The 12,510-nt window shown below is 42.2% G+C and carries 13 protein-coding genes; all 13 read left to right on the top strand.

Features of this window, described 5'->3' with window-relative positions:
• Positions 1-8 precede the first annotated feature (8 nt).
• The 13 genes from trmFO (at position 9) to rseP (ending at position 12,466) form a co-directional block, all read left to right on the top strand.
• Positions 9-1,319 (top strand): FADH(2)-oxidizing methylenetetrahydrofolate--tRNA-(uracil(54)-C(5))-methyltransferase TrmFO, encoded by a 1,311-nt coding sequence (gene trmFO, locus CQS04_RS03115; protein ID WP_100352730.1) that lies wholly within the window; start codon positions 9-11, stop codon positions 1,317-1,319.
• Positions 1,320-1,380: 61 nt separating this feature from the next.
• Positions 1,381-2,271, top strand: a complete 891-nt coding sequence (gene xerC / locus CQS04_RS03110; protein ID WP_100352729.1) for a tyrosine recombinase XerC — start codon at positions 1,381-1,383, stop codon at positions 2,269-2,271.
• A gap of 12 nt (positions 2,272-2,283) precedes the next feature.
• On the top strand, positions 2,284-2,847 hold the full coding sequence (hslV, locus tag CQS04_RS03105; protein WP_100352728.1) for an ATP-dependent protease subunit HslV: 564 nt from the start codon (positions 2,284-2,286) through the stop codon (positions 2,845-2,847).
• Positions 2,825-4,201 (top strand): ATP-dependent protease ATPase subunit HslU, encoded by a 1,377-nt coding sequence (gene hslU, locus CQS04_RS03100; protein ID WP_100352727.1) that lies wholly within the window; start codon positions 2,825-2,827, stop codon positions 4,199-4,201. Before hslV ends, hslU begins: the two co-directional genes overlap by 23 nt.
• An 82-nt stretch (positions 4,202-4,283) precedes the next feature.
• Positions 4,284-5,060, top strand: a complete 777-nt coding sequence (gene codY / locus CQS04_RS03095; RefSeq protein ID WP_094941654.1) for a GTP-sensing pleiotropic transcriptional regulator CodY — start codon at positions 4,284-4,286, stop codon at positions 5,058-5,060.
• A 174-nt stretch (positions 5,061-5,234) separates the two neighbouring features.
• Positions 5,235-5,954 (top strand): 30S ribosomal protein S2, encoded by a 720-nt coding sequence (gene rpsB / locus CQS04_RS03090; RefSeq protein WP_100352726.1) that lies wholly within the window; start codon positions 5,235-5,237, stop codon positions 5,952-5,954.
• 82 nt (positions 5,955-6,036) lie between these two features.
• A complete protein-coding gene (gene tsf / locus CQS04_RS03085; protein WP_100352725.1) occupies positions 6,037-6,921 on the top strand; it encodes a translation elongation factor Ts in 885 nt (294 codons plus the stop codon).
• Positions 6,922-6,993: 72 nt separating this feature from the next.
• Positions 6,994-7,719: a UMP kinase gene (gene pyrH, locus CQS04_RS03080; protein ID WP_100352724.1), complete on the top strand. Its 726-nt coding sequence runs from the start codon at positions 6,994-6,996 to the stop codon at positions 7,717-7,719.
• A complete protein-coding gene (frr, locus tag CQS04_RS03075) occupies positions 7,719-8,276 on the top strand; it encodes a ribosome recycling factor (RefSeq protein ID WP_100352723.1) in 558 nt (185 codons plus the stop codon). Before pyrH ends, frr begins: the two co-directional genes overlap by 1 nt.
• Before the next feature lie 163 nt (positions 8,277-8,439).
• Positions 8,440-9,216: an undecaprenyl pyrophosphate synthase gene (locus CQS04_RS03070; protein ID WP_100352722.1), complete on the top strand. Its 777-nt coding sequence runs from the start codon at positions 8,440-8,442 to the stop codon at positions 9,214-9,216.
• On the top strand, positions 9,213-10,004 hold the full coding sequence (locus CQS04_RS03065; RefSeq protein ID WP_100352721.1) for a phosphatidate cytidylyltransferase: 792 nt from the start codon (positions 9,213-9,215) through the stop codon (positions 10,002-10,004). The genes CQS04_RS03070 and CQS04_RS03065 overlap by 4 nt, the downstream gene beginning before the upstream one ends.
• A gap of 32 nt (positions 10,005-10,036) precedes the next feature.
• Positions 10,037-11,182, top strand: coding sequence for a 1-deoxy-D-xylulose-5-phosphate reductoisomerase (locus tag CQS04_RS03060; RefSeq protein ID WP_100352720.1), 1,146 nt, complete (start codon positions 10,037-10,039; stop codon positions 11,180-11,182).
• Positions 11,183-11,212: 30 nt separating this feature from the next.
• Positions 11,213-12,466, top strand: a complete 1,254-nt coding sequence (gene rseP / locus CQS04_RS03055; protein ID WP_100352719.1) for an RIP metalloprotease RseP — start codon at positions 11,213-11,215, stop codon at positions 12,464-12,466.
• Positions 12,467-12,510: the final 44 nt, after the last annotated feature.

Raw genomic sequence — 12,510 nt, 5'->3', positions numbered from 1 at the left:
ATCATCTTATGAATCAGACAGTACATGTAATCGGAGCCGGCCTTGCAGGTAGTGAGGCGGCTTGGCAATTAGCAAAACGCGGCATTCAAGTAAAGCTTTATGAGATGCGCCCTGTAAAACAAACACCAGCGCACCATACTGATAAATTTGCAGAACTTGTTTGTTCGAACTCGCTACGTGCCAATACGTTGACAAACGCAGTGGGTGTCATTAAAGAAGAGATGCGTATGCTCGACTCCTTAATCATCAAGTCAGCAGACAATAGTTCGGTGCCTGCTGGTGGCGCTCTTGCAGTAGACCGACATGATTTTGCTGGTCGTGTCACAGACACGATTCGCAATCATCCGAATATCGAAGTCATCAATGAAGAAGTCACAGAGATTCCTGACGGCATCACGATTATTGCTACCGGTCCCTTGACATCACCGGCGCTTGCTGAAAAAGTAAAAGAGCTGACAGGTCAAGATTACCTGTACTTTTATGATGCAGCAGCGCCGATCATCGAAAAAGACAGTATCGATATGGACAAAGTGTATTTAAAATCTCGTTATGATAAGGGAGAAGCAGCTTATCTCAACTGTCCGATGACAGAAGAAGAATTTGACCGATTTTACGATGCCCTTTTAGAGGCAGAAGTTGTGCCGCTAAAAGAGTTTGAAAAAGAGATTTATTTTGAAGGCTGTATGCCTGTTGAGGTCATGGCGTCACGTGGTCGCAAGACATTGTTATTCGGCCCTATGAAACCGGTGGGTCTTGAAGACCCGAAGACTGGAAAGCGTCCATTTGCAGTCGTTCAGCTTCGTCAAGATGATGCGGCTGGAACACTATATAACATTGTGGGCTTCCAAACGCACCTGAAATGGGGACCTCAAAAAGAAGTCCTTCAATTAATACCAGGACTTGAAAACGTAGAAATCGTTCGTTACGGCGTTATGCACCGCAACACGTTCATCAATTCACCAACAGTACTTGAGCCTACGTATCAATTGAAAGCAGACAAAAAGATTTTCTTCGCAGGTCAAATGACGGGTGTAGAAGGATACGTAGAGTCTGCAGGTTCAGGTCTACTTGCTGGAATCAATGCAGCACGTCTTGTTTCAGGAGAAGAACCAATTGTTCTTCCTGCTGAAACGGCTCTAGGAAGCATGGCTCGTTATATTACAGAAGCTGATTCGAAAAACTTCCAACCTATGAACATCAACTTCGGTTTATTCCCAGCATTACCAGAACGCATCCGCGACAAAAAGGTAAAGTCTGAGAAATTAGCCGACCGAGCTTTGACAACAATTCAAAATTTTGTGAAGAGTAATTCACTTTAATTGCTTGAACCCCTACAGATTGATATAATCTTAGGGGTTTTTACGTGGAGGAGGATGCACAATGGAGTCGCAGGAACTGCAAGGCTTTCTGGAATACATTCAATTAGATAAAAACTATTCTCCGCATACTGTAAAAGAATATGAATCGGATCTACAGCAATTTATACAGTTTCTTAAAGCTGAGGCGATTTCCTCTTTTGAAGAAGTCGAGTACGTGCACGCCAGATTATTTGTAACGAAGCTTTATGATCAGAAGCTGGCACGTACGACCATCTCTCGCAAGATTTCCGCAATACGAACATTTTTCTCGTATCTAGCTAAAGAGCTTCAAGTCAATTCAGATGCTTTCCAAGCGTTGTTTCATCCAAAGCAACAAAAGAAACTCCCACAGTTCTTTTACGAAGAAGAGCTTCAGGCACTGTTCGAAGCCGCACAAGGTGAACAACCGCTGGACCTTCGCAATATGGCTTTACTTGAACTTCTCTATGCGACCGGCATGCGTATCAGTGAACTGACAAATCTTGAACAAGATGCCCTCGATTTGTCCTACGGCATTGTCCGTGTCATGGGGAAAGGGAGAAAAGAGCGCTATATTCCACTCGGGAGTTTTGCGCAGAGCGCGCTTGAAACCTATTTACAGACGGCTCGTCCTCGTTTAATGAAAGCCAAGGATCACGAAGTGGTCTTTGTGAACCATCGAGGAGATCCTCTGACGGAGATGGGTGTTCGCCATATCTTGCAGCAGATTGTGAAAAAGAGTACGCTCACGAAATCTATCTATCCGCATATGATCCGTCATACATTTGCAACCCATCTTTTAAACAATGGGGCAGATATGCGAACCGTCCAGGAACTACTTGGTCATAGCAGTTTAAGTTCTACTCAGATCTATACACATGTTACAAAAGATCATTTGCTTTCCACATATAAAAATGCACATCCACGTGCATAGGAGGTTATCCAAATGGCAATCCACGCAACAACGATATTCGCGATTCAACATAAAGGGCAGTCTGCCATGTCAGGCGATGGTCAGGTGACTCTAGGAAACCAAGTCGTCATGAAACATACAGCGAAAAAAGTCCGAAGACTATTCGGTGGTCAGGTAGTGGCAGGTTTTGCAGGTTCTGTAGCGGATGCATTCACGCTATTTGAGAAGTTTGAAGCAAAGCTTGAGATGTATAATGGCAACCTACAACGCGCTGCTGTAGAACTGGCAAAAGAGTGGCGAGGAGATAAAATGCTTCGTCAACTAGAAGCTATGCTACTTGTCATGAACAAAGACACCTTGCTTCTTGTTTCAGGTACAGGAGAAGTAATCGAGCCAGATGACGGAATTCTTGCCATCGGTTCAGGAGGCAACTACGCTCTCGCAGCAGGACGGGCACTAAAGAAATTTAGTGGAGATGCGCTATCGGCAGAACAAATTGCACATGCTGCGTTAGAGACAGCAGCAGATATCTGTGTGTTCACAAATCATAATATTATCTTGGAGGCGATTGATCATGACGAAAGAAACAACGCCTAAACAGACGAAAGCCTACTTAGATCGTTATATCATTGGACAAGATGAGGCAAAAAAAGCGATTGCCATTGCCCTTCGCAATCGCTACAGACGGAAGTTGCTTTCAGAGGAGATGCAGCAAGAAGTCGTACCAAAGAATATGTTGATGATTGGGCCCACTGGAGTAGGGAAGACAGAAATTGCTCGCCGTATTGCAAAACTAACTCGTGCGCCTTTTATCAAAGTAGAAGCCACCAAGTTTACAGAAGTCGGCTACGTGGGTAGAGATGTGGAGTCTATGGTTCGTGATCTAGTGGAAGCGTCCATTCGCTTAGTGAAAGAAGAAAAGATGGAACAAGTGCGTCCTTTGGCAGAACGACTTGCTGAAGAACAGCTCGTTAAATATTTGGTCCCTTCATTAAAAAAGAAATCGAATCCAAGCAATCCGTTTGAAGCCCTTCTTGGAGGAAGGGTAGAGCAAGAAGAGGAAGAAGACAGCACAGTTCGGATCAAAAGAAGTGAGATAGCAGAGAAGCTTAAGGCGGGACTTTTAGAAGAAGAGGAAGTGACGATTCAAGTAACCGAATCAGCACCGTCTCTATTTGATATGATGCCTGGCGCAGACCAAGGGCAAGGCGCTCAAATGCAAGATATGCTTTCGAATCTGATGCCTAAGAAAAAGAAGAAACGGAAGATGAAGGTGAAAGAGGCTCGAAAAGCCCTTATTACTGAAGAGGCCTCAAAGCTTCTTGATACGGATGAAGTGAATCAGGCTGCTATCGAAAAGGCAGAACAAGATGGCATCATCTTTATTGACGAGTTTGATAAGATTGCAGCAAAATCTGGGCACGGTGCCGATGTCTCTCGTGAAGGCGTGCAGCGAGACATTTTACCGATTGTTGAAGGATCTACCGTGACTACAAAATACGGCGCAGTAAAAACAGATTATATTTTATTTATTGCGGCTGGTGCATTCCATATGGCAAAACCATCTGATTTGATTCCTGAACTTCAAGGACGTTTTCCGATTCGCGTGGAACTTGAAAAGCTATCGAAAGACGATTTTGTAAGAATTTTAAAAGAGCCGAACCATTCTTTGATTCAGCAGTATGTAGCCTTACTTGCTACAGAAGGTATTGAAGTGGCATTTACGGATGAAGCGATTGACCGCTTAGGAGAGCTTGCTTTTGAAGTGAATCAGGAGACCGATAACATCGGAGCGCGTCGTTTGCATACGCTGTTGGAGAAGGTGATGGAAGATTTATCGTATGAAGCATCAGATATTTCACCAGCTCATATTGATATTACACCTGCATTTGTGGACAGTAAGCTCAAAAATATCGTAAAAAACAAAGATTTGTCACAATTTATCTTGTAAATGAAACTTTTTTGTTTTAAAAACAATTAAAAAGCTTTAGAATATTTTATAAATAGAAAAAATTTAAAGATGGAGGTTCATAATGAATCTATTAACGAAAACACGTAAAATCAATTCCATGCTCCAAGCGTCTGCAGGGCAGCAAGTGAATTTTAAAGAAATGGCTGAATCGTTATCACAAGTAATTGAGTGTAACGTATTTATCGTAAGCCGTAAAGGGAAACTTTTAGGGTTTGATATCAACCAACAGATCGATAACGACCGCATGATCCGTATGCTCGAGGAGCGTCAGTTCCCAGAGGAATATACAAAAAATCTTTTCAAAGTAACAGAAACTTCTTCAAACCTAGATGTGGATAGTGAGTTTACTGCTTTCCCAGTAGAGAACAAAGACTTGTTCAAAGACGGTCTTACAACAATCGTACCAATCAATGGTGGAGGGGAGCGTCTTGGTACGCTGATCCTAGCTCGTATCAAAGACGCATTCGGTGACGACGATTTAATCTTAGCTGAATACGGTGCTACTGTAGTCGGTATGGAAATTCTTCGTGAGAAATCTGAAGAAATCGAAATTGAAGCTCGTAGCAAAGCAGTTGTACAGATGGCAATCAATTCACTTTCATACAGTGAATTAGAAGCTATTGAACACATCTTTGAAGAGCTAAACGGAAACGAAGGTCTTCTTGTGGCTTCGAAAATCGCAGACCGCGTAGGGATTACTCGTTCAGTAATCGTAAACGCTCTTCGTAAATTGGAGTCAGCTGGTGTTATCGAGTCACGTTCACTAGGTATGAAAGGGACGTACATCAAAGTCCTGAACAACAAGTTCCTAGAAGAACTTGAAAACATGAAGTTATAATGAACTTATCCGGCCATTTAGATGGTCGGATTTTTTTGTTGTCAAGATGTTCAATGTATGGTACATTATAAGACGGTATGATTATACACGCTGTTCTGATGGTCAAGCAGGTGCCTACGGGTCGTTTGATCACAGGAAGAATGGCGGAAGTTTAAACCAATAGGAGGAAATATCATGTCAGTCATTTCTATGAAACAACTACTTGAGGCTGGTGTACACTTCGGTCACCAAACTCGCCGCTGGAACCCAAAAATGAAGAAATATATCTTCGTTGAGCGTAACGGCATCTACATCATCGATCTTCAAAAAACGGTGAAAAAATTAGAAGAAGCTTATGCTTACATGCGTCAAGTTGGCGAAGAAGGCGGTAAAGTCTTGTTCGTTGGTACGAAAAAGCAAGCACAAGAAGCTATCAAGGAAGAAGCAGAACGTTCTGGTAACTACTACATCAACCAACGTTGGTTAGGTGGTACGTTAACAAACTTCGGTACAATCCAAAAGCGTGTTGCTCGTATGAAGCAAATCGAAAAAATGGAAGAAGACGGTACTTTCGCTGTACTTCCTAAAAAAGAAGTTGTTCAACTTAAAAAAGAACACGAGCGCTTAGTGAAATTCTTAGGCGGAGTTCGTGATATGAAATCTCTACCAGACGTTATGTTTGTAGTAGACCCACGCAAAGAGCGTATCGCTGTTGCAGAAGCAATCAAATTAAACATCCCAATCGTAGGTATCGTTGATACAAACTGTGATCCAGATGAAATTGATTACGTAATCCCTGCAAACGACGATGCAATCCGTGCTGTAAAACTTCTAACTGGTAAAATGGCAGACGCTTTACTTGAAGCTAAACAAAGTGAAGAGCTTGCTGAAACTGAAGAAGTAACAGCTGAGTAATTTTTAAAACGAACAGGTGATAAGCGGCCAACCCACTTATCACCTTTTTTTAAGAATAGAAACGGTATAGGAGGAACTAAACATGGCAGTTACAGCTCAAATGGTAAAAGAATTACGTGAAAAAACAGGCGCAGGTATGATGGACTGTAAAAAAGCGTTAGTAGAAACAAATGGTGATATGGACGCAGCTATCGATTTCTTACGTGAAAAAGGTCTTTCTTCTGCAGCTAAAAAAGCAGACCGCATTGCGGCTGAAGGTATTACTGCAATTGAAGTTCAAGGCAATAAAGCAGTACTAGTAGAAGTAAATGCAGAAACAGATTTCGTTGCTAAAAACGAAAACTTCCAAACAGTTGTTAAGGATCTCACTGCACACTTACTAGCAACTGAGCCAGCTACTGTAGAAGAAGCATTAGCATCTACTATGGATAACGGTTCAACTGTTGAAAACTATATCTCAAACGCAGTAGCTAAAATCGGTGAGAAAATCACTCTTCGCCGTTTCGATATCAAAACAAAAACAGATGCAGACGCTTTCGGACCATACCTACACATGGGTGGACGTATTGGTGTTCTAGCTGTTCTTGAAGGTACTACTGATGAAGCGGCAGCTAAAGATGTAGCTATGCACATCGCTGCTCTTAACCCACAATACATCTCTCGTGACGAAGTTTCTGAAGACGAAGTAGAGCGCGAGCGCAAAGTATTGACTGAGCAAGCACTAAACGAAGGCAAACCAGAAAACATTGTTGCTAAAATGGTTGAAGGTCGCCTTGGTAAATATTTCGAAGACGTTTGTGTTCTTGACCAAACTTTCGTTAAAAACCCAGATCAAAAAGTTCGTGACTTCGTGAAAGCTACTGGTGGAGAATTAGTTTCATTCACTCGCTACGCTGTTGGTGAAGGTATCGAAAAGCGTGAAGACAACTTTGCTGAAGAAGTAATGAGCCAAGTTAAAGGGAACTAATTTCATAAGAACCCACTAGGGAACACACCTGTGTGTTCCCTATTTTTCAAGACAAAATCTGGGAGGATATAAATGACGACACCACAATATAAACGAATCGTATTAAAGCTGAGCGGAGAAGCTCTTGCAGGAGAGCAAGGTTTCGGATTATCCCCAGCCATTATTAAATCTGTTGCTGAGCAAGTAAAAGAAGTAGTAGATTTAGATATCGAGGTAGCTGTAGTCGTGGGCGGCGGCAATATCTGGCGTGGAAAAGTAGGTAGCGAAATGGGAATGGATCGTGCTACTGCTGATTACATGGGCATGTTGGCAACAGTGATGAACTCACTTGCCTTACAAGATGCATTAGAAAAACAAGGTGTAGAATCTCGAGTTCAGACATCTATTGAAATGCGTCAAGTAGCTGAACCATATATCCGTCGAAAAGCGATTCGTCATTTAGAAAAAGGCCGAGTTGTCATTTTTGCAGCTGGTACAGGCAACCCGTACTTCTCAACAGATACAACAGCAGCTTTACGTGCCGCTGAGATTGAAGCAGATGTGATTTTAATGGCGAAAAACAATGTAGATGGAGTTTATTCAGCAGATCCAATGGTAGACGCATCGGCTGTCAAATATGAAACTCTTTCCTTCTTAGAAGTCATCCAAAATGGTCTTCAAGTGATGGATTCTACAGCGTCAACGCTATGTATGGACAATGATATCGATCTTATTGTATTCTCAATTATGGAAAACGGAAATATTAAAAAAGCGGCACTCGGTGAAACAATCGGGACTGTCGTAAGGAGGAACTCATAATGTCGAAGCAAGTTATCGATCAAACAAAAGATAAGATGGAGAAATCGGTACAAGCCTATTCACGCGAAATTGCTACGATTCGTGCAGGTCGTGCCAATGCATCTCTTCTAGATAAAATTACTGTAGATTACTATGGTTCTCCAACTCCAATCAATCAAATGGCTGGGATTTCAACTCCAGAAGCTCGCCTTCTAGTGATTCAGCCTTATGACAAAACTGTTATCAATGATATTGAAAAAGCCATCATGAAATCTGATCTTGGGATTTCTCCAACAAATGATGGTTCTGTCATTCGTCTAGCTGTTCCAGCACTAACAGAAGAGCGCCGTAAAGATCTTGCAAAGCTTGTGAAAAAAGAAGCTGAAGAAGCAAAAGTGCATATCCGTAACGTGCGCCGTGATGGAAATGAGGATTTGAAGAAGCTTGAAAAGAATGGTGAGATCACAGAAGACGATTTACGTAGCTACCAAGATGAGGTTCAAAAACTAACAGACCAGTACATCGCAAAAATCGATGAACTTGCAAAAGAAAAAGAAAACGAGATCATGGAAATCTAGGTCCCAAGCGTCCTCTTCGGAGGATGCTTTTCTTTTGTCTCGAAACCTTCCGCTCAAAAAAGCGTTCATATGGTGAAAGTTAAAAAATCGACTCATAACTTGTATGAAATTTGGTATGATAGGATATATATGTTTTGATACGAGCGTTTGGAGGAACTTATACATGTTTAAAAAGCTTTTTACACAAAAGCACACATCAACTGAAGGCGACGAGCAGACAATCGCTGGTCCAATACCGGAACACATTGCCATCATTATGGACGGTAACGGACGATGGGCAACTAAGCGTGCGCTTCCTCGCATAGCAGGACATCATGAAGGCATGAAGACAGTGCGGAAAATTACACGCTATGCAAATGACATCGGTGTAAAAGTACTCACTCTCTATGCATTTTCAACGGAAAACTGGTCTCGACCTAAAAAAGAGGTCGAATTTTTAATGCGTCTTCCCGAAGAATTTTTAAGCACGTATTTGCCAGAGCTCATTGAAAAAAATGTACAAGTACAGATTATGGGAGATTTCGATTCTCTCCCTCAACATACACAACGTGCTGTGCAGCGAGCAATTGATGAGACGAGTCACAATACCGGACTTATTTTAAACTTTGCACTCAATTATGGCAGTCGAACAGAAATCGTACATGCAGTGAAAGCAATTACGGAAGCTGTTCAAAAAGGAGAGTTAGCTCCCCATGATATTTCAGAACAGTGCATCAGCGAACATTTGATGACAAAACATTTGGTAGAACCTGACCTCTTGATCCGTACGAGTGGAGAAGTCCGCTTGAGCAATTTTATGCTGTGGCAGCTTGCTTATACAGAGTTTTGGTTTACAGATGTCTTGTGGCCAGATTTTGACGAGGCCTGCCTACTAGAAGCGATTCAAGTGTATCAATCTCGGAACCGACGATATGGCGGACTGGAGGAACAAACGAAATGAAAGAACGGATTATTACCGCTGTCATAGCGATGGCGTTATTTATACCTCTAGTATGGCTAGGTGGTATCCCATTTACTCTTGCAATTTATGCGCTAGCGACGATTGCTCTTTATGAAATTTTGCGGATGAAACAAATTCGCTTAGTTTCCATACCGGGAGCGCTCGCACTGATCAATCTTTATGTGTTGCTACTACCTATAAAATATGAGGATGCACTCTTAGGGTGGACGGGACATGACAAAATGACATTGGTCTTTGTATTAGTGTTTATGCTGCTTTTGTATGCCGTGTTAGTTAAAAACACATTTACATACGATGATGCTGCATTTGTATTTTTTGGCATGCTCTACATTGGAATCGGTTTCTACTATTTAATTGAGACACGCATGGACGGTTTGATTTACGTTGTTTTTGCGCTGTTGATTGTATGGACGACAGATTCTGGAGCTTACTTTACAGGGAGAAAGTTTGGTAAGAAAAAATTGTGGCCAGAGATTTCTCCGAACAAGACAGTCGAAGGATTTTATGGCGGTGTCTTAGCAGCTATTGTATTTGCCTTTGTACTAAACTGGTTATTCCCATTTGCAGATTCTCTTCTGCAACTTCTATTTGTAACAATCGCTGCTTCTATCATCGGGCAGTTTGGTGACTTGGCGGAATCGGCTATTAAACGTCATTACCATGTAAAAGATTCCGGTACATTGCTTCCGGGCCATGGTGGAATCTTAGACCGCTTTGATTCCCTGCTATTTGTAATTCCGTTATTGCACTTTTTACATTTTGTATAAATCATAGATCTGATCGATGAGGAGATTGCCGGATGAAAAAGATTAGTTTACTTGGAGCAACAGGATCCATTGGTCTCCAAACATTAGATGTACTTCGCACACACCCAGAACATTTTAAACTAGTGGCATTCTCAGTTGGACAGCAAGTGAATCAAGCGATTGAGATTGCACGTGAATTCCATGTCCCGCTTGTCTCTGTAGCGAATGAAAGGGACGTGAAGAGAGTACAAGATGCTTTACCTGAGGCAACTGTAGTCTTCGGGGCAGAGGGTCTTGTAGCTGTCGCAGCAGATTCTGGAGCTGAGTTGCTTGTCAATGCCGTGCTTGGAAGTGTTGGGCTGCAACCTACTTTAAGAGCGATTGAGAAAGGGATAACAATTGCCATTGCTAATAAAGAGACTCTTGTCACAGCGGGTCACTTAGTAATGGAAGCTGCTCGCAAACATCAAGTTGCTATCTTACCTGTAGATAGTGAGCATTCTGCTCTATTTCAAGCATTAAATGGAGAAAATCCAAAACAAATCAATAAATTGATTATCACTGCTTCTGGAGGCAGCTTCCGAGATAAAACTCGTGCGGAGCTTCAACAAGTAACCGTTCAGGATGCCTTGAATCATCCTAACTGGTCCATGGGCAGCAAAATCACAATAGACTCTGCGACAATGATGAACAAAGGTCTTGAGGTCATCGAAGCTCACGTATTGTTTGATATGCCATATGAAGATATTGAAGTGTTGTTGCACCGAGAAAGTATTATTCATTCTATGATTGAGTTTGTAGATACGAGTGTCATGGCACAGCTAGGAACTCCTGATATGCGAGTTCCAATTCAGTACGCTTTGACATACCCTGACCGTTTCCCACTACCACAAGGCAAACGATTGAATTTAGTAGACATTGGGAAGCTGCATTTTGAGAAGATGGATTTGGAGCGTTACAAAGCGTTAGACCTTGCAATTCAAGCAGGGAAAATCGGAGGCACAGCTACAACCGTTTTAAATGCGGCCAACGAAGCGGCCGTCAGTCTCTTCTTGCAAGAAAAAATTTCTTTTTTAGCTATCGATACAGCAATCGAGAAAGCGCTTGAGCGTCATCAAGTGATTCACAAACCATCACTAGAAACCATCTTAGCTGTGGATGCTGATACAAGAAGAATGGTTGAAAACATGGTACACTAAGCATACTGTAAGAAATGAAGGTGGGGTAACATGGAAACAGCTATTGCGTTTATATTGATATTCGGATCCATCGTGTTTTTTCATGAACTCGGCCATTTTATCTTTGCAAAACGAGCAGGGATCATGGTTCGAGAATTTGCAATCGGAATGGGACCTAAATTAATTGGCTATACAAAAGGTGAAACAGTTTATACCATTCGCCTCCTACCGATTGGTGGTTATGTCCGTATGGCAGGTGAAGATCTCGACGCTATCGACTTGCAACCAGGTTACCGAGTGGGTGTCCGATTAAATGATGTGGGTGAAGTGGATTTATTGGTGATGAACCAAAAGAATTATTTGCCCGATATGCACTTTTTAGAAGTCGAGCGTGCGGATTTAATGAAAGACATGTACATCGAAGGCTATGATGAATCTGAACAATTTGTACGCTATTCCATTGCACGTGATGCGAAAGTGAATGAATCTGGTCGCGAATCTTTAATTGCACCGTTTGATCGTCAGTTCCATTCTAAAACTGTGGGACAACGGTCGCTCGCAATCTTTGCAGGTCCTTTGTTCAACTTTATTCTAGCGTTTTTAGTGTTTACAGCACTTGCGCTTTTCCGAGGAATTCCCACGGATGAGCCTTTGATCAGCACGATCATGGCAGATTCACCTGCTGCAGAGTCTGGGCTGATGCAAGGCGATGAAGTCACTGCGATAGACGGTCAAGCGATTTCTTCATGGGAAGAGATGGCGCTTACGATTCAAGAGAACCCAGAAACACCACTTACGTTTGACCTGGAGCGAGACGGTCAGCCTGTGACTCTTGAAATCACACCTAATGCCGTTGAAAATGGAGAACAGACCATTGGACAGATTGGGATTCAAAGTCCGCTTGAAAAGTCTGTGTTAGGCTCTTTTACTTACGGGGCGACACAAACGTATGAATGGACCATTTTGATCTTCCAGCTACTCGGTAATTTGATTACCGGTCAGTTCAGTATCGATGATTTATCAGGGCCAGTTGGTATCTACAAAGCAACGGAAGAAGTTGCGAAGTTTGGAATATTCAATCTCATGAACTGGACAGCAGTTTTAAGTATCAATCTTGGTATTATGAACTTGCTTCCTTTACCGGCATTAGATGGCGGGCGCTTGTTATTCTTCGGATTTGAAGCATTGCGAGGACGTCCGATCGACAAGCAACGGGAAGGCATGGTCCACTTTGTGGGCATCATGTTGCTGATGGTATTGATGGTTGTCGTTACTTGGAACGATATTCAACGCTTTTTCTTTTAATGAAGACCTGGGGAAAGTTCACATGCTGAACTTTCCCTTATTTT

Origin of the sequence: Chryseomicrobium excrementi, assembly GCF_002798305.1 — a bacterium.
Lineage (GTDB): Bacteria > Bacillota > Bacilli > Bacillales_A > Planococcaceae > Chryseomicrobium > Chryseomicrobium excrementi.
This window is presented reverse-complemented; position numbering and strand designations above follow the sequence as displayed.

Coding starts and splice junctions, on each gene's coding strand:
- pyrH (WP_100352724.1), top strand. CDS start 6,994: ATGACGACACCACAATATAAACGAATCGTATTAAAGCTGAGCGGAGAA.
- codY (WP_094941654.1), top strand. CDS start 4,284: ATGAATCTATTAACGAAAACACGTAAAATCAATTCCATGCTCCAAGCG.
- hslU (WP_100352727.1), top strand. CDS start 2,825: ATGACGAAAGAAACAACGCCTAAACAGACGAAAGCCTACTTAGATCGT.
- CQS04_RS03070 (WP_100352722.1), top strand. CDS start 8,440: ATGTTTAAAAAGCTTTTTACACAAAAGCACACATCAACTGAAGGCGAC.
- CQS04_RS03060 (WP_100352720.1), top strand. CDS start 10,037: ATGAAAAAGATTAGTTTACTTGGAGCAACAGGATCCATTGGTCTCCAA.
- rpsB (WP_100352726.1), top strand. CDS start 5,235: ATGTCAGTCATTTCTATGAAACAACTACTTGAGGCTGGTGTACACTTC.
- CQS04_RS03065 (WP_100352721.1), top strand. CDS start 9,213: ATGAAAGAACGGATTATTACCGCTGTCATAGCGATGGCGTTATTTATA.
- trmFO (WP_100352730.1), top strand. CDS start 9: ATGAATCAGACAGTACATGTAATCGGAGCCGGCCTTGCAGGTAGTGAG.
- hslV (WP_100352728.1), top strand. CDS start 2,284: ATGGCAATCCACGCAACAACGATATTCGCGATTCAACATAAAGGGCAG.
- frr (WP_100352723.1), top strand. CDS start 7,719: ATGTCGAAGCAAGTTATCGATCAAACAAAAGATAAGATGGAGAAATCG.
- rseP (WP_100352719.1), top strand. CDS start 11,213: ATGGAAACAGCTATTGCGTTTATATTGATATTCGGATCCATCGTGTTT.
- tsf (WP_100352725.1), top strand. CDS start 6,037: ATGGCAGTTACAGCTCAAATGGTAAAAGAATTACGTGAAAAAACAGGC.
- xerC (WP_100352729.1), top strand. CDS start 1,381: ATGGAGTCGCAGGAACTGCAAGGCTTTCTGGAATACATTCAATTAGAT.